This window comes from Georgenia sp. M64 (genome assembly GCF_038049925.1).
GTDB lineage: Bacteria > Actinomycetota > Actinomycetes > Actinomycetales > Actinomycetaceae > Georgenia.
Genome location: NZ_CP145809.1, coordinates 1,255,016 through 1,275,692, shown reverse-complemented (window position 1 = coordinate 1,275,692; position 20,677 = coordinate 1,255,016). Strand labels below are relative to the sequence as shown.

The following is a 20,677-nucleotide window of genomic DNA, read 5'->3' as shown; positions in this document are numbered from 1 at the left end:
ACGACCAGATGAACGAGCTGGTGCTCGCGCCGCACGGTCGGACCAGGACGGGCATGCTGGGGGCCATGCGCGCGATCCACGCCACCGAGCCCGGTGGACCCGAGGTCCTGTCCGTCGTCGACCTGCCCGACCCCGAGCCCGGTCCGGGGCAGCTCGTCGTGGAGGTGGCCGCCGCCGGCGTGAACTTCATCGACACCTACCAGCGTGGCGGGGTCTACCCCATGCCGTTCCCGCACGTCCCGGGCGCCGAGGGGGCCGGAACCGTCGTGGCGGTCGGTGACGGCGTCACCGGCGTCTCCGCCGGCGACGCCGTCGCCTGGGCGGACGCGCCCGGCTCCTACGCCGAGAAGGTCGTGGTCGAGGCCGGCCGGGCCGTCCCGGTGCCCGACGGGGTGAGCATGGACGTCGCCGCCGCACTCCCCCTGCAGGGCATGACCGCGCACTACCTCGTGGCGTCGACGTTCCCGGTCCAGGCCGGCCACACGGTCCTCGTGACCGCGGCCGCCGGCGGGGTCGGGCTCCTGCTCACCCAGCTCGCGGTGGCGCGCGGCGCCCGGGTCATCGGCCTGGTGGGGTCGGCAGAGAAGGAGTCGCTGGCCCGGGCGGCCGGCGCCGCCGACGTCGTGCGGTACACCGAGATGACGGACCTGGCGACCGAGCTGCCCGCCCTGGTGCGCGGGCTCACCGGCGGCGTCGGCGTCGACGTCGCCTACGACGGGGTCGGCAAGGACACGTTCGACGCCACGCTCGCCTGCGTGCGTCGCCGGGGCACGCTCGTCCTCTTCGGCGGCGCCAGCGGCCAGGTGCCGCCGTTCGACCTCCAGCGGCTCAACCGGGCCGGCTCGCTGTTCGTGACCCGACCCAAGCTCGGCGACTACGTCGTCACCCGCGACGAGCTGACCTGGCGGGCGGGCGAGCTCTTCGAGGCCGTGCGCACCGGGGGGCTGGACGTGCGGATCGGCGAGCGGTTCCCGCTCACCGAGGCGCGCGCCGCCCACGAGGCGCTCGAGGGCCGCGGGACGACGGGCAAGGTGCTGCTGGTGCCGTGACGCACCTCAGCCGGTGTGGGCCAGCCCCTCGGTGCGGGTGACGTGCTCGTCGAGCTCGGCCGCGACGTCGCGCGCCCACGCCCGGATCTTGTCCCACTCGCGGTAGTCGCCCTCGGGGGCGCTGCCCAGCCGGGTGACCGAGCGCTCCCGCAGGCCCAGGACCGTGGGGTCGAGCCGGCCCTTGAAGGTCACGTGGCCGAGCGGGTCCACCTGGCGCACGACGGCGGCGGCCCGGGCCGGCTCCTGCACCTCGCCGCCGGGGACGCCGGCCAGGCCCACGGAGAACGCCCACACCGGCAGGTGCCGCAGCTCCTCGGCCCGGCGGGCGACGAGGTCGCGCATCGGCTCCATCCACTGCGTCATGTACACGGCCGAGCCCAGGACGACCGCCCCGACCCCCTCGAACGAGCGGACCTCGGCGGGGGCGACCCGCCGCGCCCCGTGGCCGGCGGCGCGGAGCTCCTCGACGATGACGTCACCGATCTCTTCGGTGGCGTGGTGCTTCGAGGCGACGACGACGAGGATCTTCATGACCCCAGCGTGGCCCACCACCTCCGCGTCGTTGGTGGGACTTATGTCCCCAACGTCCGGTTACGGCCCGGCCACCGGCCGACGCTCAGGTGCGCAGCACCGCCCCGACACGCTCGCCGGCCACGGCGACGATCCGCTCGCGCACGGCAGCGGTCTCCTCCGCGGTGAGCGTACGGTCCGGGGCGCGCAGACGCAGCGCGAACGCCAGGGACTTGCGGCCCTCGCCGAGCTGGTCGCCGGTGTAGACGTCGAAGAGGCGCACCTCCTCGGCGAGCTCGCCGGCGCCCGCCACGACGGCGGCGCGGACCTCCTCGGCCGGCACCGCCGCGTCGACGACGAGGGCTACGTCCTCCTTCGCCAGGGGGAAGGTGGAGACCGGGGTGACCTGCACCGGCTCGTCCGGGACGGCGGCGAGGAGGGCGTCGAGGTCGAGCTCGAGGGCGACGGTCCGGTCGGGCAGCTCGAGGGCGGCGGTGACGTGGGGGTGCAGCTCCCCGGCGTGGCCCAGGACCTCCCCGCCGACGACGAGCTCGGCGCAGCGGCCGGGGTGCCACGGCGCGACGTCGCTCTGCCGCACGCTCAGCTCGACGCCGACCGTGCCCGCGACGACCCGGGCCGTCTCGACGGCGTCTGCCCAGTCCACGGGGCGGGACGGACCCCACACGCCGTCGGGGAGGAGCGGGCCGGCCAGGACCGCGGCGAGGTGGCGCGGCTGGTGCGGCACCGCGGCCCCGAGGGCGGCCAGGGCGTCGGCGTCCGGTCGGCGGTCCACCCCGGGGACGGGACCCGAGCGCACCCCGGCGGGGCGGGTGACGAGGCCGATCTCGAACACGCCGAGCTCCCCGGCGCCGCGTCCGACGTTGCGCCGGGCGACGTCGAGGAGGCTGTCGAGCAGGGACGTCCGCAGCACGGGGGCGTCGTCCGCGAGGGGGTTGACCAGCCGCAGGACCCGGCGTCGCTCGTCGTCGGCGGGCAGGCCGAGGCGGTCGTGGACGTCGCCGACGAAGGGGTAGGACAGCACCTGGACGAGGCCGTGCTCCGCCAGCGCCCGGGCGACGTCGCGGCGGCGGCGCTGGTCCGGGGTGAGCCCGCGGCCGGCCGGGGCGGGCGGCAGCACCGAGGGGATGGCGTCGTAGCCCGACAGGCGCGCCACCTCCTCGACGAGGTCCGCCGGCACGGTGAGGTCCGGGCGCCAGGTGGGCGGGGTGACGACGACCGTGCCCACCGCGTCGTCGGCCCCGTCGTCCTCGGCCGTGGTGGGGCCGGCGGCGGTGGGCCGCACGGTGCAGCCGATCCGCTCGAGGATCTCCAGCACGTGCTGCCGTGGGTAGTCCACCCCGACGAGCCGGGCGGGCAGGGTCGGGTCGAGGACGATCGGCGCCGGGGGCGTGGTGGTGTCGAGGTCGCTCACGGCCGGGTCGGCGGTGCCGCCGCCGTGCTCGACGAGCAGGTCGACGACCCGCTGGGCGGCCACGGCCTGCAGGGCGGTGTCCACCCCGCGCTCGAAGCGCTTGGCCGCCTCCGAGGGCAGCTTGTGCCGGCGGGCCGTCCGGGCGATCGACACCGGGTCGAAGTGGGCGGCCTCGACGAGCACGTCGGTGGTGGCGGGCGAGACCTCGGTCTCCGCGCCGCCCATGACCCCGGCGAGGCCGAGCACGCGGGACGCGCGCCCGTGGGGCGAGTCCGTGATGAGGAGGTCCTCGGGGTCGAGGCGCCGCTCGACGTCGTCGAGGGTGGTCAGCCGTTCCCCGGCGGCGGCCCGGCGGACGACGATCGGGGCGTGGACGGTGGCGAGGTCGTAGGCGTGCAGGGGCTGGCCGAGGTCGAGCATGACGTAGTTGGTCACGTCGACGGCGAGCGAGATGGGCCGCATGCCGGCCTGGGTGAGCCGCTCGGTCATCCACGCCGGGCTCGGCGCGGCGGGGTCGATGCCCCGGACGATCCGGGTGACGAACCGGTCGCAGCCGACGTGGCCGTCGATGCCGGGGTCGTCGACCTCGACGGCGAACCCGTCCGCGGTGGGGGCGGGGACGGCCCCGCCGGGGAGGTTCTCGGCCAGGCCGTGGTCGGTGAAGGCCGCCCCGGTGGAGTGGGAGTACTCCCGGGCCACCCCGCGCATGGCGAAGCAGTAGCCGCGGTCCGGGGTGACGTTGATCTCGAGGACCTCCTCGCCCAGGCCCAGCAGGGCGACGGCGTCCGTGCCCGGCGCGGGGACGGCGTCGGCGCCGAGGAGCTGCCCGAGGACGATGATGCCGCTGTGGTCCTCCCCGAGGCCGAGCTCGCGGGCTGAGCAGATCATCCCGTCGGAGACGTGCCCGTAGGTCTTGCGGGCGGCGATGGGGAACGGCCCCGGGAGCACGGAACCGGGCAGCGCGACGACGACGTCGTCGCCGGCGGCGAAGTTGTGCGCGCCGCAAATGATGCCGCGGGACGCGGCGTCGGCCGGCTCAGCGCCCTCGCCGGGGGCGTCGTTGTGCGCCGGGCCGACGTCGACCCGGCAGTAGCTGATCGTCTTGCCGTTCTTCTGCTCCTCCTTGACCACCGAGAGGACCCGGCCGACGACGAGCGGGCCGGTGACGGCGGGCGGCTTGATCGCCTCCTCCTCGAGCCCGACGCGCACGAGGGCGGCGGCCAGGTCCGCCGCGGTGGTGCCGGCGGGGACCTCGGTGTGGTCGGCGAGCCAGGTCAGCGGGACGTACGGCATCTCAGTTACCCCTTCCGGTGGTGCCGAACTGGAGGGAGAAGCGCACGTCGCCCTCGACCATGTCGCGCATGTCGGCGATGCCGTGCCGGAGCATGAGCGTGCGCTCGATGCCCATGCCGAACGCGAAACCGGAGTAGACCTCCGGGTCGATCCCGTTGGCCACGAGGACGGCCGGGTTGACCATCCCGCAGCCGCCCCACTCGATCCAGCCGGGGCCGCCCTTCTTCTGCGGGAACCACAGGTCCATCTCGGCGCTGGGCTCGGTGAAGGGGAAGTAGCTCGGGCGCAGCCGGGTGCGTGCCTCCGGCCCGAACATCGCCCGGGCGAAGTGGTCGAGGGTCCCCTTGAGGTGGGCCATCGTCAGGCCCTTGTCGACGGCGAGCCCCTCCACCTGGTGGAAGACCGGGGTGTGGGTGGCGTCGAGGGCGTCGGTTCGGAAGACCTTGCCCGGCACGGCGATGTAGATGGGCAGGTCACGGCTGAGCATCGTGCGCGACTGCACCGGGGAGGTGTGGGTGCGCAGGACGAGGTGGGGGTCCCCGCCCGCGTCCGCGGGCGGCTCGACGTAGAACGTGTCCTGCATCTGCCGGGCCGGGTGGTCCGGACCGAAGTTGAGCGCGTCGAAGTTGAACCACTCGTGCTCGACCTCGGGCCCCTCGGCGATCTCCCAGCCCATCGCGACGAAGAAGTCCGAGACGTCCTCCATGAGGGTCTCCAGCGGGTGCCGCGCCCCGGTGCGCGCCCGGCCGGTGGGCAGGGTGACGTCGACCCGCTCGGTGCGCAGCACCTCGGCGTCGTGCGCGGCCTCGAGCTCGACCTGCCGGGCGGCGACGGCCTTGACGACACGGCCACGGGCCTGCCCGAGGAGCTTGCCGGCAGCGGCCTTGTCCTTGTTGTCCAGGCCGCCGATGGCCCGGTTGGCCAGCGCGAGCACGCTGCGGTCGCCGGTGTGCGCCAGGCGCGCGGCCTTGAGCTCCTCCAGGCTCGAGGCGGCGGCGACGGCCGCGAGGGCGGCGTCGACGGCGCCGCCGACCGCCTCCTCGTCGAGCGGGGAGATGGGCGCGGGGTCAGAGGAGGACATGCGAACCTTCCGGGCGGGACGGGGCCGGCAGGGCACGCGCCGTGGGGGCGAGGCCGCTGCCAGCAGTGGAGTCTAGTGGTCCGGAAAGCCGGCGGCAGGGGCGGGTCCGCCGAGCGGGAGCCGGGCGATCACCTCGTGCACCGGCGCCCCGCCCTTGCCGGCGCCCAGCTCGGAGGAGAGCAGCTCCAGGTCCTCGGCGAGCCACGTCGGCCCGGAGTAGACGGACAGGACCTGCGCGCGCCGGTCCAGGCCGGCGGCGTCGGGACGGCGCGCCCGGGCGAGGGTGACGTGCGCGCGGTGGCGCTCACGCCGGGCGGCGTCGGGGTGGCGCAGGTCCTCGCAGTCGGTCATCAGCCGCACCAGCGCGCCGCCGGGCGGGTCCACCTCCCGCACACCGGCCCACAGGGTCCGGCCGGCGAAGACGCCGGCGCCGCGCACCTGGAGCCGTAGGGGCCCGTGGGCGGCGGCGACGTCGGCGACGTCGGCGGTGAGGTCCGGGACGGCGCCGCCGGGCACCTCCCCGTAGAAGGCCAGGGTGATGTGCCGCAGCCCGGGAGCCACCCAGCGCAGCGTGGGTGCGCCCCGGCCGGCCCGCTCGTCGTCGCCGACCGCGGCGACGGCGAGGTCCAGGTGCTCCTGCACCTGCGGCGGCAGCGCCAGGGCGACGAAGAGCCTCATCCGTCGGCGGCGCGGTCGGTCGTCACCTCCGCCCCGGCGGTCCCGGCGAGGTCCGCCAGGCCGGCGCCGAGGGCACCCACGAGCCCGGCCGCCTCCGTGGGGGTGAGCCGGACGGTGGCGACGCACTCGTCCGCGCGCCACAGGCTGAGCACGACCATCCCGGTCTCGGGGTGGGCGGTCACCCGCAGCCCGCGCCCGTGGCCGCGCGGGTCGGCGAACCAGCGCGAGCGGGGCGGCATCGGCACCACGGTCACCTCCTGAGCATGTGCCCGGCCCGGCGCCCGGTCAAGAGCCGCACGGAGACGGACGGGGTCTGGCCGGGCGGCCGCTGCCCGCAGTACGGTCGAGCATGCGCATCTCGGACGTGCTCAGGCGCAAGGGCGACGCCGTCGTCACCATCCGCAGCGACGCCTCCGTGGCGGAGCTGCTCGACCTGCTCGCCGACCGCGGGATCGGGGCGGTGGTCGTCTCCGACGCCGACGGGACGGTCGACGGCATCGTCTCCGAGCGCGACGTGGTGCGGCACCTGCGCGGGTCGACCGAACCCCTCCCGGCCGTGCCGGTCGGGACGATCATGACCACGGAGGTCGCCACCTGTCGCCTCGACGACGACCTCGAGACGCTCGCGCGGACGATGACCGAGCGGCGGGTGCGCCACCTGCCCGTGGTCGCGGACGGCCGCCTGGTGGGCATCGTGAGCATCGGCGACGTCGTCAAGCAGCGGCTGGGCGAGCTCCAGGACGAGCGTGACAGCCTGGTCGACTACGTCCAGGGCGGCGCCTGAGCACCGACCGCCGCACCTTCGGCCGGCCGCGCTGGGGGTCAGGCGGGCCGGGCGCTCTCCCAGAGCCCGACCACGGTGCCCTCGGTGTCCCGGAAGTACCCGGTGAAGCCCATGTCCCCGACCGGGGTGCGCTCCTGGATCACCGACCCGCCGAGCTCCACCACGCGCTCGAGCGCGGCGGTGACGTCGTCGGTGTCGATGGTGATGACGGGGCCGCTGACCGGGTCCTCGCGCGGGGTCATCCCGCCGCCGATGTACCCCGGCTCGGACGCGGCACCGTCGTCCCCGGCCGGTCCGGTGGTGACGAAGCTGTAGTCGAAGCCCGGCATCTCCTCGACCCGCCAGCCGAAGGCGTCACGGTAGAAGGCCGTGGCCCGGTCCTTGTCGTCGTAGGGCATCTCGAAGTGCACGACGCGGCCGCTCATGATTCCTCCCGTTCGCCGGAGAACCCCTCCGGCGCGGGTCACGCTAGTCCCGCGCTCCCGGCGGCGGAAGGGTGGCCGGGCCGCCGGTGCGCACACGTCGGCCGGGCAGGTGCTGGACACTCACGCGGGGAGCACCCACGCGTGGAGCGTTCAGGCGTGGAGCACTCAGGCGTGGGGCGCTCGGGTGCGGCGCTGCGCGCGGGCCGAGGCGTACAGGCACACCGTCGCGGCGGTGGCGACGTTGAGGGACTCCGCACGGCCGTGGATGGGCACGCGCACGCCGGCGTCGCAGAGCCCGCGCTCGGTGTCGGTGAGGCCGTGGGCCTCGTTGCCCAGCAGCCACACGGTCGGGGCGGCCAGGTCGGGGGCGACGAGCCCGGTCGCGCTCAGCTCGTCGGCCTCCCACGGGGAGCAGCCGTAGGCCTCGGCGGCGGCCCGGTCGGCCAGCTCGTCGAGGTCCCACTCCCCCGCGCCGTCGGCGGCGAGCACCTGGAGCCCGGCGCCCCGGAGGGCGGCCACGGCTGCCTCGACGTCGGCGCCCGGGACGACCGGCAGGTGGAACAGGGAGCCGGCCGTGGCCCGGACGACCTTGGGGTTGTGCACCTCGACGCTGCCCCTGCCGAGGACGACGGCGTCGGCGCCGGCGGCGTCCGCGGCCCGGATGACGGTGCCCGCGTTGCCCGGGTCCGCGGCGCGCACGAGGAGCGCGACCAGGCGCGGCTGCTCGCCCGTGACCAGGTCACCGACGGTGGGCGCGGGGTCGAGGGCGCGGGCGACGGCGAGGACGCCCTGGGCGTCCGGGCTCATCGCGGCGAGGACCTCGGCGGTGGCCAGGTACAGGTGGAGGCCGGCGGCGTCGTCGACGATCTCGGGGTGGCGCCGCGCGGCGTCCTCGGTGAGGTAGAGGTCGCGCACCTGGCCGCGGCGGTGCCGGACGAGCTCACGCACGCCCTGGGGGCCCTCGACGAGGAACTGGCCGTGCCGCAGACGCGCCGGACGCCCGGACAGTGCCCTGACCGTTCGCACGCGCTCGGCGCGTGGGTTGGTCAGGGTGTCCGGGCGTCCGGTCATGTCGCTCCCGCGGTGCGGGGGTGCGCTCGGCTCAGGCGGCCGGGGCGTTGACGTCCGCGGGCAGGGCGGCGCGGGCGGTGGCGACGAGCGCGTTGAACGCGGCGATGTCGGTCACGGCCAGCTCGGCCAGCATGCGGCGGTCCACCTCGACGCCCGCGGCCTTGAGGCCCTGGACGAAGCGGTTGTAGGTCATGCCCTCGGCGCGCACCGCGGCGTTGATGCGCTGGATCCACAGCCGGCGGAAGTCACCCTTGCGGGCGCGCCGGTCGCGGTAGGCGTAGGTCATCGAGTGGGTGACCTGCTCCTTGGCCTTGCGGTACAGCCGCGAGCGCTGGCCGCGGTAACCGGCGGCGCGCTCGAGGGTCGTGCGGCGCTTCTTCTGGGCGTTGACCGCCCGCTTGACGCGTGCCACGTCAGTCTCCTTCGTTCGGGGCGGCTTACTTGCCGAGCAGCTTCTTGATCTTCTTCACGTCGGCGCCGGAGACCACCTGGTCCTGGGCGAGACGTCGGGTGCGCTTGGAGGACTTGTGCTCGAGCAGGTGGCGCTTGTTGGCCTGCTCGCGCATGAGCTTCCCGCTGCCGGTGACCCGGAAGCGCTTCTTGGCACCGGAGTGCGTCTTGTTCTTCGGCATGTTCGTCCCTCGGTCGACTGCGCCGGTGGCACAGATCTGTCCTGCCCTGGGCCCGGGTGGTGGGCCAGGACGTCTTTGCAGGTATGTGGGCTAGCTGGCGTCCGCGGCGCCGTCGGCGGGCGCGTCCGCCGCGGGCGCGGTCGGGGCTGCCGGCTCGGCGGCCGCTGCGGGGGCGGCGGCGGTCTTGGCCGCCTGCTCCTGCTCGCGCTTGCGGCGCTGCTCGCTCTTGGCCTCGGCCTTCTTCTTGTGCGGGCCGATCACCATGGTCATGTTGCGCCCGTCCAGCCGCGGGGAGGACTCGACCGAGCCGAGCTCGGCGACGTCCTCGGCCAGCCGCTGGAGCAGCCGCATGCCCATCTCGGGGCGGGACTGCTCACGGCCGCGGAACATGATCATGACCTTGACCTTGTCGCCGCCCGTGAGGAAGCGCTCGACGTGACCCTTCTTGGTCGCGTAGTCGTGCGCGTCGATCTTGAGGCGGAACCGGATCTCCTTGAGGACCGTGTTCGCCTGGTTGCGCCGGGCGTCACGGGCCTTCATGGCGGACTCGTACTTGAACTTCCCGTAGTCCATGAGCTTGGCCACGGGCGGGCGCGCGTCGGGCGCGACCTCGACCAGGTCGAGGTCGGCCTCCTGGGCCAGCCGCAGGGCGTCCTCGACGCGGACGACACCGACCTGCTCGCCACCGGGGCCGACCAGCCGGACCTCGGGCACGCGGATCCGCTCGTTGATGCGGGGCTCGCTGATGCTGTGCTCCTCTACCTCGTTCGCGGTGACCGTCGCGAGACGAAGAAGGCCTCCGTCGTGCTCGCGCACGCGGAGGCCCACAGAGGTCGTCACCCCCGCGGCGCTGGGCCGCACGGGTGCACGGGGACCAGCCCCGTCGACCTGAACCCGGTCACTGTGGCAGCCTCTCGGCTGCCGACGTCACCCAGGTGGGAGGATCTCCACTTGCGCACCAGGGACAGGCCCTGGTCGGTCAGTGGACAAGACTAGCACGCACGCCCCGCCCGGCACCGACGCCCGGTGGTGGCCCCGGCCACACGGCAGGACCATGGTCGCCATGCTCCTCGCCGACCTCGTCGCGGCCTCCCAGGCCGTGGCCGCCACGCGCTCCCGCCTGGCCAAGCGCCACGCCCTCGCCGGTGCGCTGCGCCAGGCCGGCCCCGAGGCGGCGCTCGTCGCAGGCTACCTCTCCGGGACGGTGCGCCAGCGCCGCACGGGCCTGGGGTGGCGCTCGCTCGAGACGCTGCCGGCACCGGCGGACGTCCCCACCCTGACGGTCGTGGAGGTCGACGCCGCCCTGGAGACCCTCGCGGCGCTGTCCGGCAGCGGCTCCCAGGCGCGGCGGGCCGCTGCCGTCGCCGAGCTCTTCGGCCGGGCCACCGCCGCCGAGCAGCGGTTCCTGCGGCTGCTCGTCCTGGGCGAGCTGCGCCAGGGGGCGCTGGACTCGCTCATGCTCGACGCCGTCGCCGAGGCGTCCTCTGTCTCGCTCGCGGCGGTGCGCCGGGCGGCGATGTTCTCCGGCGAGACGGGCCCGGTCGCCGTCGCCGCCCTCACCGGCGGGGAGGCCGCGCTGGCGGCGTTCACCCTCGCGGTGGGCACGCCGGTGCGTCCCATGCTCGCCTCCGCCGCACCCGACCTGGCCGGGGCGCTCGAGCGGCTCGCCGGCGAGGTCGCGGTCGACGCCAAGCTCGACGGCATCCGCATCCAGGTGCACCGGCGCAGGCGGGAGGTCGCGGTGTTCACCCGGTCCCTGGACGACATCACCGCACGGCTGCCCGAGGTGGTCGAGGCGGCCCGGGGCCTGGGCGGCGGCGACCTCGTCCTCGACGGCGAGGCGATCGCCCTGCGCGCCGACGGTCGGCCGCGGCCCTTCCAGGAGACCGCGGCGCGGACGATGAGCAGCGCCGACGTCGCGACCCTGCGCGGGCAGGTGCCCGTCACGACCGTCTTCTTCGACGTCCTGCACGTGGCCGGCCAGGACCTCCTCGACGCACCGGCCCGGACCCGGCTCGCCGCGCTCGAGGAGGTGGTGCCCGGGGACCTGGTCGTGCCCCGGCTGCGCACGGACGACCCGGGCGCCGCCGCGGACTTCTACGCCCGGACGCTCGCGGGCGGGCACGAGGGCGTCGTCGTCAAGAGCCTCGACGCCCCCTACGAGGCCGGGCGCCGCGGCGCCGCCTGGGTCAAGGTCAAGCCCCGGCACACTCTCGACCTCGTCGTGCTCGCCGTCGAGTGGGGCTCGGGTCGCCGGAGCGGCACGTTGTCGAACATCCACCTCGGTGCCGCGGACGGTGCGGGCGGGTTCGTCATGCTCGGGAAGACGTTCAAGGGCATGACGGACGAGATGCTCGCCTGGCAGACCGAACGGTTCCTCGCTCTCGAGACCCACCGCGAGGGCCACGTGGTCCACGTACGGCCCGAGCAGGTCGTCGAGATCGCCTTCGACGGCGTCCAGCGCTCTCCCCGCTACCCCGGCGGGGTCGCGCTGCGGTTCGCACGGGTGCTGCGCTACCGCGACGACAAGACGGCGGCAGAGGCCGACACCCTCGAGGCGGTGCGGGTGCTCGCGGGGCTCTGACCTGCCCCGTCGGGTGAACGCAGCGCACCCGGCGCTCGGCGGCGGCGACCGCAGGGCCGCGCCTGGTGTCAGGCCACCACGGTCGGGGCGAGCTCGAGGGAGTCCACCCGCTCGCGCAGCGCGTGCTCGGCGCCGAGCGCCTCGCTCGCCCGGGCCACGGCAGCGCGGACCGTCTCGGCGTCGAGACCGGCCCGCACGGCCAGGACGACCCTCAGCTCGGCGCGCTCACCGCGTTCGAGCCGCACGCCGACGAGCTCGGTGATCCCCCGCAGGGCCGCCGCGACGAGCGAGGGCAGCTCGGGGTCCGCCCAGGAGGGTACCCAGGCGCGCTGCTGGGCGACGGCCCACACCGCCGGCCGGGGCACGAGGACGGTGGTCGGCGCACCGGGGTCGAGGACGAGCAGGGAGTCCGACTCCCCCACCGCCGACAGGGCCGCCCGGGCGGCCTCGACCGGGACGGGCCGGGCGGCCGGGTCCCAGCGCAGGAGCGCCTCGACGGAGGAGAAGACCGGCAGGGCGGAGCGTCCGTCGGGGGTCCGGACCGAGACCATCGCCGCCGAGGCCATGGCGTCCCCGCCGCGGTCACCGGTGCGGAACCGGTCGGCGTCGTGGGGGCGGACGTGCCCGTCGCCGTCGGTGCCGGGGTGCTCGTGCGCGACGACGGGGACGACGACGCGGCCGGTGCGCAGCTCCTCCACGACCGCCACGACCCGCTCGCCGGGGTCGGTCAGCGCCAGGGCCGCGGCCATGCCGGGCTGGACCCTGCCGTCGTCGCCGGCGAAGGGGTTGGGCTTCAGCGTGCGTCCCGCCCACGCCTGGCCGGCGGAGTCGGCCAGGGCGGCGTCGGTGAGCCCCTCGGCGATGCGCAGGGGTGCGCGGTCTCCAGGGCCCGGCCGTCCCGGGTGGTGGGGGTGGACCACGGCGGGAGGGGCGTCCTCGTCGTGCCCGGGGCCGGTCGGCGCGCCGGTCACGGGCGGCCCGCGACGTCGAGCGCCTGGCTGAGCGTGAAGGCGCCGGAGTACAGGGCCTTGCCGACGATGGCCCCCTCGACGCCGATGCCGGTCAGCTCCCGCAGGGCCTCGATGTCGTGGAGGTTCGCGACCCCGCCGGAAGCGACCACGGGGGCGGAGGTGCGCTCGCACACCTCCTGGAGCAGCTCGACGTTGGGACCGCGCAGGGTGCCGTCCTTGGTGACGTCGGTGAGGACGTAGCGGGCGCAGCCGTCGGCGTCGAGGCGCTCGAGGACCTCCCACAGGTCGCCGCCCTCGCGGGTCCACCCTCGTGCGGCGAGCGTGGTGCCGCGCACGTCGAGCCCGACGGCGATCTGCTCGCCGTGCCGGGCGATGACCCTGGCGGTCCACGCGGGGTCCTCCAGGGCGGCGGTGCCGAGGTTGACCCGGGTGGCGCCCGACCCGAGCGCCCGCGCGAGGGACTCGTCGTCGCGGATGCCGCCGGAGAGCTCGACCTTGACGTCGAGCTCGCCGACGATCCGGGCGAGGAGCTCGTGGTTGGAGCCACGGCCGAAGGCCGCGTCGAGGTCGACGAGGTGGATCCACTCGGCCCCTTCGGCGACGAAGGCGGCCGCCGCCTCGCCCGGGTCGCCGTAGGTGGTCTCGGAGCCCGCGGCACCCTGGAAGAGGCGCACGGCCTGGCCGTCGACGACGTCGACGGCCGGCAGCAGCTCGAGGCGGGGGGTGGAGGTCATCGGGGCTCCTACAGGCTGGTGACCCAGTTGCGGAGCAGCTGGGCGCCGGCGTCGCCGGACTTCTCGGGGTGGAACTGGGTGGCGGACAGCGCGCCGTTCTCGACCGCGGCGACGAACCGCCCACCGTGCTCGGACCAGGTGACCAGCGGCGGCGGGAACGGGCTGTCCTCCCCGCCGTCGAGGGCCGCGGCGGGGTCGGACTGGGCGGCGTAGGAGTGGACGAAGTAGAACCGCTCGTCGCCGACTCCCTCGAACAGGACGCTGCCCTCGGGGGCCTCGACGGTCGACCAGCCCATGTGGGGGACGACGGGGGCGTGGAGCCGGTCCACGGTGCCGGGCCACTGGTCGAGGCCGGGGGTGGTGACCCCGTGCTCCTCCCCGGCGGTGAACATCACCTGCATCCCCACGCAGATGCCCAGCACGGGGCGGCCGCCGGCCAGGCGGCGCTCGATGATGCGGCCGCCGTCGACCGAGCGCAGCTGGTCCATCACCGCGGCGAAGGCGCCCACGCCGGGTACGACGAGGCCGTGCGCGTCGGCCGCGGCGTCGGGGTCCGCGGTGAGCTCGACGTCGGCGCCGACGCGCTCGAGGGCGCGCACCGCGGAGCGGACGTTGCCCGAGCCGTAGTCCAGGACGACGACCCGCCGGCCGGCGCTCACGGCTTCCTCCTGCGCAGTCCGCGGGTGAACATGCGGGTGGCCTTCCACCGCGGCAGGTTGCCCGAGCGCTGGTGGCCGGCGACCTCCCCGGCCCGGACCCGGCCCAGGACGAGGTCCTCGACCACCTGGTCGGCGCCGGCCAGGACCAGCCCGGCGGGCATGTCGCCCTCGGCGGTCCCGCCGACGTAGCGGCGGGCGCTGACGTGCCCGGACAGGCCCGGCTCGATGCCGACGTCGGTGGCGAGGTCGGCGGTGAGCAGGACCACCCCGGTGCGCGCGAGCCGGGACAGGGCCGAGGCGACCTCCTCCGCCTCGGGCGGGAAGGCGCCGGGCATCTCACCGCCGCCGAGCAGCTCGGTGATGTCCCAGTCAGCCGGAGCCTCCTTGGCGGGCACCTCGAGCACCGCGACGGCGCCCGACGCCGAGGGCACGACGTCGACGTCGATCCCGGCCATCGCGCACAGGCCGGCGAGCGCCGGGGCCGATGCGACGGGGGTCAGGACCAGGGCCAGCCGGGCCGGCGTCTGCTGCGCGGCCGCACCGACCGGGCCGTCGCCGGCGGGCGCCGGTCCCGGGCCGGCGGAGGCGGCCCGGCCGGGCTCCGGCCCGTCGGGCCCGGGCCCGTCGGTGCCGAGGCCGTCGGTGCCGCCGGGGACACCTGGCGCGTCCGGCCCGTCCTGGGTCGCGTCCGGGCCGAGCGCGCGGAGCATGCGCTCGATGTCGGCCTCGGTGAGGGGTTCGTCGTCACCCTGCGGCCCGGTGGTGCTCACAGTGCTCCCTTGGTGGACGGCACGCCCTCGACGCGCGGGTCGGGCTCGACGGCCGCGCGCAGGGCCCGGGCGAGGGCCTTGAACTGGGCCTCGACGATGTGGTGGGGGTCGCGGCCGGCGAGGACCCGCACGTGCAGGCAGATCCCGGCGTGGTGGGCGATCGACTCGAGCACGTGCCGGGTGAGCGAGCCCGTGAAGTGCCCGCCGATGAGGTGGTACTCCTGGCCGGCGGGCTCACCCTCGTGCACGAGGTAGGGGCGCCCGGAGACGTCGACGACGGCCTGGGCGAGGGCCTCGTCCAGCGGGACGAGCGCGTCGCCGAAGCGGGAGATGCCGCGCTTGTCGCCCAGCGCCTGCCGCAGCGCCTGGCCGAGGCAGATCGCGACGTCCTCGACGGTGTGGTGGACGTCGATGTCGGTGTCGCCGGTGGCCCGCACGGTGAGGTCGATGAGGGAGTGCTTGCCCAGGGCGGTGAGCATGTGGTCGTAGAACGGCACGGAGGTGGAGATGTCCGTCCGGCCGCTCCCGTCGAGGTCGAGCTCGACGAGGACGTCGGACTCCGAGGTCTTCCGCTCGATCCGCGCCGTCCGGCCCGTCAGCTCGCTCATCGGCCCAGCACCTCCACCAGGGCCGCCCGGAAGGCGGCCGTCTCCTCCGGGGTGCCGACCGACACCCGGAGCCAACCGTCGGGTCCGACCTCACGGATGAGGACGCCCCGCTCCAGCAGACCCTGCCACACGGCGCTGCGGTCGTCGAAGCGCCCGAACAGGACGAAGTTCGCGTCGGAGTCGGCGACCTCGAGCCCACGGCCCCGCAGCCACACGACGAGGGCGTCGCGCTCGGCGCGCAGGGAGGCGACCTGCCCCATGAGCTCCTCGCGGTGGCGCAGCGCCGCCAGCGCGGCGGCCTGGGTGAGCGCGGAGAGGTGGTACGGCAGGCGGACGACCCGCAGGTGGTCGACCAGCTCCTGCGCCGCGGCGAGGTAGCCCAGCCGCAGGCCGGCCATCCCGAACGCCTTGGACATCGTCCGTGAGACCGCGAGGTGGCGGTACCGGGCGAGCAGGGTCAACGCGGACGGGGTCCCCGCACGGCGGAACTCCCCGTAGGCCTCGTCGACGACGACGACGCTCGCGGTGGGTGCGCCGTCCGGACCCGCCGGTCCGGAGGTGAGCGTGGCCTCGCAGACCGCCCCGACGGTGGCCAGGTCCAGGGCGGTGCCGGTCGGGTTGTTCGGGCTGGCGAGGAGCACCACGGCGGGGCGGACCTCGTCGATGAGGGCGCGGACGTGGCCGACGTCGAGGGAGAAGTCCTCCTCGCGGCGTCCCGCGACCCAGCCCGTGAGGGTGTCGCGGGCGTACTCGGGGTACATCGAGTAGGTGGGCGCGAAGGACAGGACCGTGCGCCGCGGCCCCCCGAAGGCCTGGAGGAGGTGGAGCATGACCTCGTTGGACCCGTTGGCCGCCCAGACCTGCCCGGGGTCGAGCTCGACGCCGGACTCCGCGGCGAGGTACGCGGCGAGCTCCTCGCGCAGCCGGGGGAAGTCCCGGTCGGGGTAGCGGTTGAGCCCGCCGGCCGCCTCGGCGACGGCCGCGGCGATGTCCGCGACGACGCCCGCGGACGGCGGGTAGGGGTTCTCGTTGACGTTGAGGAGGACCGGCACGGCCAGCTGGGGGGCGCCGTACGGGGTGAGCCCCTCCAGGCCGGGGCGCAGGGGCAGGCGCACGGCGTTGTCGGGCGGTGTGGTCACCCCAGGATTCTAGGCCGCGCGGTCCACCCCGGCCGTGCGGCGTCCGGGGCCCGGACCACCGCGGGCGAGACGGACCGGTGTGAGGTCTGCGGAGGTGGGGCCGGCGGCTCACTCGCGCACGTGCCGCACCACCGCGACGACCGGGGCGCGGTGGAGCAGTGCGCGGCTGACGGACCCGAGCAGGAGCCCGGCCAGGCCGCCGTGCCCGCGGCTGCCCACGACCACGACGGCGCACTCGGCCGCCGCGTCGGCGAGCGCGTCGGCCGGGTGCTCGCGCACCTGGCGCAGCTCGACGGGCACGTCGGGGTACCGCTCCCGCCAGACGTCGAGCCGGTCGCGGACGCGGCTCTCCCCCGCCTCGACGACCTCGGTCAGGCGCTGGACGTAGACGTCGTCGGGGTGCTCGGTGCGCAGCTGCACCCCCTGGACGGCGAGGAGACCCACCTTGCGCCGACGGGCGTCGTCGAGGGCGTAGCGCAGGGTCTCGCCGTCGTCGTCGTGGGGGTCCAGGCCCACGGCCACCCGCCGGGTGTCCTCGGCGAACCCGTCCGCGCGGACCACGACGACCGGGGCGTACGCGTGCTCGGCCACCCGCAGGGACACCGAGCCGAGGACCTCGGCCACCGCACCCAGCCCCCGCGCGCCGACGACGACCACGGCGGCGTCGCAGGAGGCGAGGGTGATGGCCACCGACGGGTCGTCGACCACGACCTCCGTCGTCACCGTCAGGCCCGGGCGGGCGGACCGGGCGCGCGCGGCCGCGGCGGCGACGACGTCGTCGCCGTGGGTGAGCTCTGCCAGGTCGGGGGCGAACTCCCAGGCCCGCGCCCGGGCGAGCCAGGGGTAGGCGTAGAGGACGTGCAGGCCGGTCCCGCGCCGGGCGGCCTCCGCGGCCGCCCAGTCGAGCGCGACCTCGGCGTGGGGGGAGCCGTCGGTCCCGACGACCACGCTGCCGACCGGTGCCGTGGTGGTGGACATGGGGTCCTCCTCCGTGCCGTGCGGTCGCGGGACCCGCGACGCCGCGGCCCCAGCGTGGCACGGCTCCCGGCGCCCCGCGGGTGACGAATGTCCCCGTCGTCCACACCCGGGAGCGGGCGTGTCGGTGCGGTGTGAGAGCGTGGGAGACGTGGAGACGACGACGGCACAGCAGGACCTGCGCGACCGGGCCGAGGAGGCCCTGCGCGCCCTCGTGGGCCGTCCCGACGCCCGGCTGCGCGAGGACCAGTGGAGCGCTGTCGAGGCCCTCGTGGCGCACCGGCGCCGGGCGCTCGTGGTCGAGGCGACCGGCTGGGGGAAGTCGGCGGTGTACTTCGTCGCGACGGTTCTGCTCCGTGCCGGCACCGGCGACGGCCCGCCGGCCGGCCCGACCGTGATCGTCTCGCCGCTGCTCGCCCTCATGCGCGACCAGATCGCCGCGGCGGCCCGGGCCGGCATCCGCGCGGTGACGATCAACTCCGCGAACGTCACCGAGTGGGAGGGCGTCCACGCGGCGATCGCCGCCGGCGAGGTCGACGTCCTGCTGTGCTCGCCGGAGCGGCTCAACAACCCCGGCTTCCGGGACGAGGTCCTCCCCCGTCTGGCCGCGAGCGCCGGGCTGGTGGTCGTCGACGAGGCGCACTGCATCTCCGACTGGGGGCACGACTTCCGGCCCGACTACCGGCGCATCCGCACCCTGCTGGAGGACCTGCCGAGCGGCATCCCGGTGCTGGCCACCACCGCCACCGCCAACGCGCGGGTGAGCGCCGACGTCGCCGAGCAGCTGGGGGTGGGCCGAGGCGAGGACGGCGTCCTGGTCCTGCGCGGCGGCCTCGACCGCCCCTCCCTCCACCTCGGCGTGCTGGAGCTGGCCGACCAGGCGGCCCGGGTGGCGTGGCTCGCGGGCCAGCTGGGCCGGTGGTCCGGCTCGGGCATCGTCTACGCGATGACGGTCTCATCGGCGCAGCAGGTGGCCGAGCAGCTGCGGCTGGCCGGCCACGAGGTGCGCGCCTACACCGGCCAGACCGACACCGCCGAGCGCGAGCAGCTCGAGGCCGACCTCAAGGAGAACCGTGTCAAGGCCCTCGTGGCGACCTCGGCCCTCGGGATGGGCTTCGACAAGCCCGACCTCGCCTTCGTCGTCCACCTCGGGGCCCCGTCCTCGCCGGTCGCCTACTACCAGCAGGTCGGCCGCGCCGGGCGCGGCGTCGACCGGGCCGACGTCGTCCTGCTCCCCGGCCGTGAGGACCAGGACATCTGGGCGTACTTCGGCTCCCTCGCCTTCCCGCCGGAGCCCGCCGTGCGGGCCACCCTGGCGACCCTGGCCGACGGCGGGACGATGTCGACGGCGGCGCTCGAGCCGATGGTCGACCTGCGCCGCAACCGGCTCGAGACGATGCTCAAGGTCCTCGACGTCGACGGCGCGGTGCGCCGGGTGCGCGGCGGCTGGGAGACCACCGGGGCGCCGTGGACCTACGACACCGAGCGCTACGCCCGGGTGAGCGCGACCCGCCGGGCCGAGCAGGACGCCATGGTGGCCTACCAGCGGCTGGGCACCGGTGCGTGCCGGATGGCCTACCTGCGCGACCAGCTCGACGACCCCGACCTCGAGCCCGGGTGGCGCTGCGGCCGGTGCGACCTGTGCGGCGGGCTGGACCTCGTCGCCGAGGTCGACGACGGCGCCCTGCGCGATGCCCGCGCGGCCATGGACCGTCCAGGGATCGAGGTGGCCGCCCGGCGGCAGTGGCCCTCGGGCATGGAGACCCTCGGCATCTCGGTGCGGGGCCGGATCTCCGCCGAGGATCGGGCCGAGGACGGCAGGGCGCTCGCGCGCCTGGACGGGCTGGGCTGGTCGGGCCCCCTGCGTGACCTCTTCGAGCCCGCCCGGGGGGATGCGCCCGGCCGGGCCGCACCGTCCGTCGCCGCCGGGACGGCCGCGGCCCACGACCCCTCCGGCGCCGTGGGCTCCGGCGCTCCCGGCCCGGGCGCCCCCGGCTCCGGCGCTCCCGGCTCCGGCGCCCAGGAGGCCGCGCACGGTGCGGACGGGATGCTCCCCGCCGCCCTGCGCCGGCCGGTCGAGACCGTGCTGCGCGAGTGGGCCCCGGCGCTGAGGCGCGGTGACGGCTCCCCCGGTGTGGACGGCGTGGTGGTGGTCGGCTCGGCCACCCGGCCCCGGCTCGTGGCGCACCTCGCGGCCGGCGTCGCCAAGATCCTCGGCGTCCCGGTGGTGGGCGCCGTCTCGCCGGACCCGCAGCAGGCCCCCGGCCGCCACGACGTCAACTCGGCGCAGCGGCTGGCCGCCGTGGAGCGCCGGCTGCGCCTCGACCTCGGCGAGGCCGCCCTGGCCGGGCTGCCCGGGCGCACCGTCGTCCTCGTGGACGACCTCACCGACTCGGGGTGGACCCTCACCGTCGCGGCCCGGCTGCTGCGTCGCGCCGGCGCGGGTGCCGTCCACCCCTTCGTCCTGGCCGTGCGCTGAGGCTAAGGTCGGTCCATGGACGCCAGACGTGCCGTCCTGCTCGACGTCGACGGCGTGCTCACCGTCTCCTGGCGGCCGCTGCCAGGCGCGGTGGAGGCCCTCGCCGCGCTGCGCGAGCGCGACCTGGACCTGCTCCTCGTCACCAACACCACCTCGCGCCCGCGTGCCTCCGTCGTCGCCGGGCTGCGGACCGCGGGGTTCGACGTCGCGGCCTCGGAGGTGCTCACCGCCCCCGTGCTCACGGCCGCGTACCTCGCCGAGCACCACCCCGGCGCCCGGTGCCTCCTGCTGAGCAACGGCGACATCGCCGAGGACCTCCCCGGCGTCGACCTCGTCACCGACCCTGACGCGAACGCCGACGTGGTGCTGCTCGGTGGCGCCGGGCCCGAGCTCTCCTACGAGGCCCTCGACCGGGCCTTCCGCACGCTGCGAGCCGGCGCCGTCCTCGTGGCGATGCACCGCAACCTGTTCTGGCGCACCGACGTCGGTCTCCAGCTCGACACCGGCGCGTTCCTCGCCGGGCTCGAGCGGGCCGCCGGCGTCGAGGCCGTGGTGGTGGGCAAACCCGCCCGGGCGTTCTTCACCACCGCCCTCGCCGTGCTGGGTGCGGCACCCGGCGACGCGGTCATGGTGGGCGACGACGTCGACGCCGACGTGCTCGCCGCCCAGGCGTGCGGGCTGACCGGCGTCCTCGTGCGCACCGGCAAGTACCTGCCCGGGGCGGAGAGCTCGGCCCACGGCGAGGCCGACGTCGTCCTCGACTCGATCGCCGACCTCCCGTCCTGGCTCGACCGCTGAGCGAC

General features: G+C 75.8%; 22 protein-coding genes. 5 read left to right on the top strand and 17 right to left on the bottom strand.

What is annotated here, in order from left to right; translation table 11 throughout:
- Positions 1-65: 65 nt before the first annotated feature.
- A complete protein-coding gene (locus AAEM63_RS05775; protein WP_341361318.1) occupies positions 66-1,049 on the top strand; it encodes a quinone oxidoreductase in 984 nt (327 codons plus the stop codon).
- 6 nt (positions 1,050-1,055) lie between these two features.
- Here the strand turns inward: AAEM63_RS05775 and AAEM63_RS05770 are convergent, their stop codons facing one another.
- From AAEM63_RS05770 to AAEM63_RS05750, 5 genes are all read right to left on the bottom strand, one after another.
- Positions 1,056-1,580, bottom strand: coding sequence for a flavodoxin domain-containing protein (locus AAEM63_RS05770; protein WP_341360676.1), 525 nt, complete (start codon positions 1,578-1,580; stop codon positions 1,056-1,058).
- An 85-nt stretch (positions 1,581-1,665) separates the two neighbouring features.
- On the bottom strand, positions 1,666-4,284 hold the full coding sequence (gene pheT, locus AAEM63_RS05765) for a phenylalanine--tRNA ligase subunit beta (RefSeq protein WP_341360675.1): 2,619 nt from the start codon (positions 4,282-4,284) through the stop codon (positions 1,666-1,668).
- 1 nt (position 4,285) lies between these two features.
- Complete coding sequence (gene pheS / locus AAEM63_RS05760) at positions 4,286-5,365, bottom strand: phenylalanine--tRNA ligase subunit alpha (protein ID WP_341360674.1); 1,080 nt, start codon at positions 5,363-5,365, stop codon at positions 4,286-4,288.
- A 72-nt stretch (positions 5,366-5,437) separates the two neighbouring features.
- Positions 5,438-6,043: an RNA 2',3'-cyclic phosphodiesterase gene (gene thpR / locus AAEM63_RS05755; RefSeq protein ID WP_341360673.1), complete on the bottom strand. Its 606-nt coding sequence runs from the start codon at positions 6,041-6,043 to the stop codon at positions 5,438-5,440.
- A complete protein-coding gene (locus AAEM63_RS05750) occupies positions 6,040-6,297 on the bottom strand; it encodes a hypothetical protein (RefSeq protein WP_341360672.1) in 258 nt (85 codons plus the stop codon). Before AAEM63_RS05750 ends, thpR begins: the two co-directional genes overlap by 4 nt.
- 95 nt (positions 6,298-6,392) lie before the next feature.
- Between AAEM63_RS05750 and AAEM63_RS05745 the strand changes: the two genes are divergently transcribed.
- Positions 6,393-6,827, top strand: coding sequence for a CBS domain-containing protein (locus AAEM63_RS05745; protein WP_341360671.1), 435 nt, complete (start codon positions 6,393-6,395; stop codon positions 6,825-6,827).
- 38 nt (positions 6,828-6,865) lie between these two features.
- Here the strand turns inward: AAEM63_RS05745 and AAEM63_RS05740 are convergent, their stop codons facing one another.
- From AAEM63_RS05740 to infC, 5 genes are all read right to left on the bottom strand, one after another.
- Positions 6,866-7,252 (bottom strand): VOC family protein, encoded by a 387-nt coding sequence (locus tag AAEM63_RS05740; RefSeq protein WP_341360670.1) that lies wholly within the window; start codon positions 7,250-7,252, stop codon positions 6,866-6,868.
- 165 nt (positions 7,253-7,417) lie between these two features.
- The gene (locus AAEM63_RS05735) at positions 7,418-8,323 is read right to left on the bottom strand and encodes an RNA methyltransferase (RefSeq protein WP_341360669.1); all 906 of its coding nucleotides are present in this window, start codon (positions 8,321-8,323) and stop codon (positions 7,418-7,420) included.
- Between the two features lie 31 nt (positions 8,324-8,354).
- Entirely contained in the window at positions 8,355-8,735 is a 381-nt protein-coding gene (gene rplT / locus AAEM63_RS05730; RefSeq protein WP_123917855.1) for a 50S ribosomal protein L20, read from the bottom strand.
- Between the two features lie 25 nt (positions 8,736-8,760).
- Positions 8,761-8,955 (bottom strand): 50S ribosomal protein L35, encoded by a 195-nt coding sequence (gene rpmI / locus AAEM63_RS05725; RefSeq protein ID WP_341360668.1) that lies wholly within the window; start codon positions 8,953-8,955, stop codon positions 8,761-8,763.
- A 90-nt stretch (positions 8,956-9,045) separates the two neighbouring features.
- Positions 9,046-9,702 (bottom strand): translation initiation factor IF-3, encoded by a 657-nt coding sequence (infC, locus tag AAEM63_RS05720; RefSeq protein ID WP_341361317.1) that lies wholly within the window; start codon positions 9,700-9,702, stop codon positions 9,046-9,048.
- 316 nt (positions 9,703-10,018) lie between these two features.
- Here infC and AAEM63_RS05715 point away from each other — a divergent pair, with 316 nt between their 5' ends.
- Positions 10,019-11,539, top strand: coding sequence for an ATP-dependent DNA ligase (locus AAEM63_RS05715; RefSeq protein ID WP_341360667.1), 1,521 nt, complete (start codon positions 10,019-10,021; stop codon positions 11,537-11,539).
- A gap of 68 nt (positions 11,540-11,607) precedes the next feature.
- On the opposite strand, the gene AAEM63_RS05710 is transcribed toward AAEM63_RS05715, so the two are convergent.
- The 7 genes from AAEM63_RS05710 to AAEM63_RS05680 form a co-directional block, all read right to left on the bottom strand.
- Positions 11,608-12,510: an SseB family protein gene (locus tag AAEM63_RS05710; protein WP_341360666.1), complete on the bottom strand. Its 903-nt coding sequence runs from the start codon at positions 12,508-12,510 to the stop codon at positions 11,608-11,610.
- Positions 12,507-13,244 (bottom strand): bifunctional 1-(5-phosphoribosyl)-5-((5-phosphoribosylamino)methylideneamino)imidazole-4-carboxamide isomerase/phosphoribosylanthranilate isomerase PriA, encoded by a 738-nt coding sequence (priA, locus tag AAEM63_RS05705; RefSeq protein ID WP_341360665.1) that lies wholly within the window; start codon positions 13,242-13,244, stop codon positions 12,507-12,509. The genes AAEM63_RS05710 and priA overlap by 4 nt, the downstream gene beginning before the upstream one ends.
- Before the next feature lie 8 nt (positions 13,245-13,252).
- The gene (gene hisH / locus AAEM63_RS05700; protein ID WP_341360664.1) at positions 13,253-13,903 is read right to left on the bottom strand and encodes an imidazole glycerol phosphate synthase subunit HisH; all 651 of its coding nucleotides are present in this window, start codon (positions 13,901-13,903) and stop codon (positions 13,253-13,255) included.
- On the bottom strand, positions 13,900-14,673 hold the full coding sequence (locus AAEM63_RS05695; protein WP_341360663.1) for a hypothetical protein: 774 nt from the start codon (positions 14,671-14,673) through the stop codon (positions 13,900-13,902). Before AAEM63_RS05695 ends, hisH begins: the two co-directional genes overlap by 4 nt.
- Positions 14,670-15,281: an imidazoleglycerol-phosphate dehydratase HisB gene (gene hisB / locus AAEM63_RS05690; protein ID WP_341360662.1), complete on the bottom strand. Its 612-nt coding sequence runs from the start codon at positions 15,279-15,281 to the stop codon at positions 14,670-14,672. The genes AAEM63_RS05695 and hisB overlap by 4 nt, the downstream gene beginning before the upstream one ends.
- Positions 15,278-16,420 (bottom strand): histidinol-phosphate transaminase, encoded by a 1,143-nt coding sequence (locus tag AAEM63_RS05685; RefSeq protein ID WP_341360661.1) that lies wholly within the window; start codon positions 16,418-16,420, stop codon positions 15,278-15,280. The genes hisB and AAEM63_RS05685 overlap by 4 nt, the downstream gene beginning before the upstream one ends.
- Before the next feature lie 108 nt (positions 16,421-16,528).
- Entirely contained in the window at positions 16,529-17,398 is an 870-nt protein-coding gene (locus tag AAEM63_RS05680; protein WP_341360660.1) for a universal stress protein, read from the bottom strand.
- Between the two features lie 148 nt (positions 17,399-17,546).
- Here AAEM63_RS05680 and AAEM63_RS05675 point away from each other — a divergent pair, with 148 nt between their 5' ends.
- Together AAEM63_RS05675 and AAEM63_RS05670 are read left to right on the top strand one after the other, a co-directional pair.
- Positions 17,547-19,874 carry a DEAD/DEAH box helicase gene (locus AAEM63_RS05675; protein ID WP_341360659.1) on the top strand — a complete coding sequence of 776 codons (2,328 nt, stop codon included), beginning with the start codon at positions 17,547-17,549 and terminating at the stop codon, positions 19,872-19,874.
- A 15-nt stretch (positions 19,875-19,889) separates the two neighbouring features.
- Entirely contained in the window at positions 19,890-20,672 is a 783-nt protein-coding gene (locus tag AAEM63_RS05670) for an HAD-IIA family hydrolase (RefSeq protein ID WP_341360658.1), read from the top strand.
- Positions 20,673-20,677: the final 5 nt, after the last annotated feature.

Excerpts from the sequence above, each read along its gene's own strand:
- AAEM63_RS05775 (WP_341361318.1), top strand. The coding sequence starts at position 66 with ATGCGCGCGATCCACGCCACCGAGCCCGGTGGACCCGAGGTCCTGTCC.
- AAEM63_RS05770 (WP_341360676.1), bottom strand. The coding sequence starts at position 1,580 with ATGAAGATCCTCGTCGTCGTCGCCTCGAAGCACCACGCCACCGAAGAG.
- pheT (WP_341360675.1), bottom strand. The coding sequence starts at position 4,284 with ATGCCGTACGTCCCGCTGACCTGGCTCGCCGACCACACCGAGGTCCCC.
- pheS (WP_341360674.1), bottom strand. The coding sequence starts at position 5,365 with ATGTCCTCCTCTGACCCCGCGCCCATCTCCCCGCTCGACGAGGAGGCG.
- thpR (WP_341360673.1), bottom strand. The coding sequence starts at position 6,043 with ATGAGGCTCTTCGTCGCCCTGGCGCTGCCGCCGCAGGTGCAGGAGCAC.
- AAEM63_RS05745 (WP_341360671.1), top strand. The coding sequence starts at position 6,393 with ATGCGCATCTCGGACGTGCTCAGGCGCAAGGGCGACGCCGTCGTCACC.
- AAEM63_RS05740 (WP_341360670.1), bottom strand. The coding sequence starts at position 7,252 with ATGAGCGGCCGCGTCGTGCACTTCGAGATGCCCTACGACGACAAGGAC.
- AAEM63_RS05735 (WP_341360669.1), bottom strand. The coding sequence starts at position 8,323 with ATGACCGGACGCCCGGACACCCTGACCAACCCACGCGCCGAGCGCGTG.
- rpmI (WP_341360668.1), bottom strand. The coding sequence starts at position 8,955 with ATGCCGAAGAACAAGACGCACTCCGGTGCCAAGAAGCGCTTCCGGGTC.
- AAEM63_RS05715 (WP_341360667.1), top strand. The coding sequence starts at position 10,019 with ATGCTCCTCGCCGACCTCGTCGCGGCCTCCCAGGCCGTGGCCGCCACG.
- priA (WP_341360665.1), bottom strand. The coding sequence starts at position 13,244 with ATGACCTCCACCCCCCGCCTCGAGCTGCTGCCGGCCGTCGACGTCGTC.
- hisB (WP_341360662.1), bottom strand. The coding sequence starts at position 15,281 with ATGAGCGAGCTGACGGGCCGGACGGCGCGGATCGAGCGGAAGACCTCG.
- AAEM63_RS05680 (WP_341360660.1), bottom strand. The coding sequence starts at position 17,398 with ATGTCCACCACCACGGCACCGGTCGGCAGCGTGGTCGTCGGGACCGAC.
- AAEM63_RS05670 (WP_341360658.1), top strand. The coding sequence starts at position 19,890 with ATGGACGCCAGACGTGCCGTCCTGCTCGACGTCGACGGCGTGCTCACC.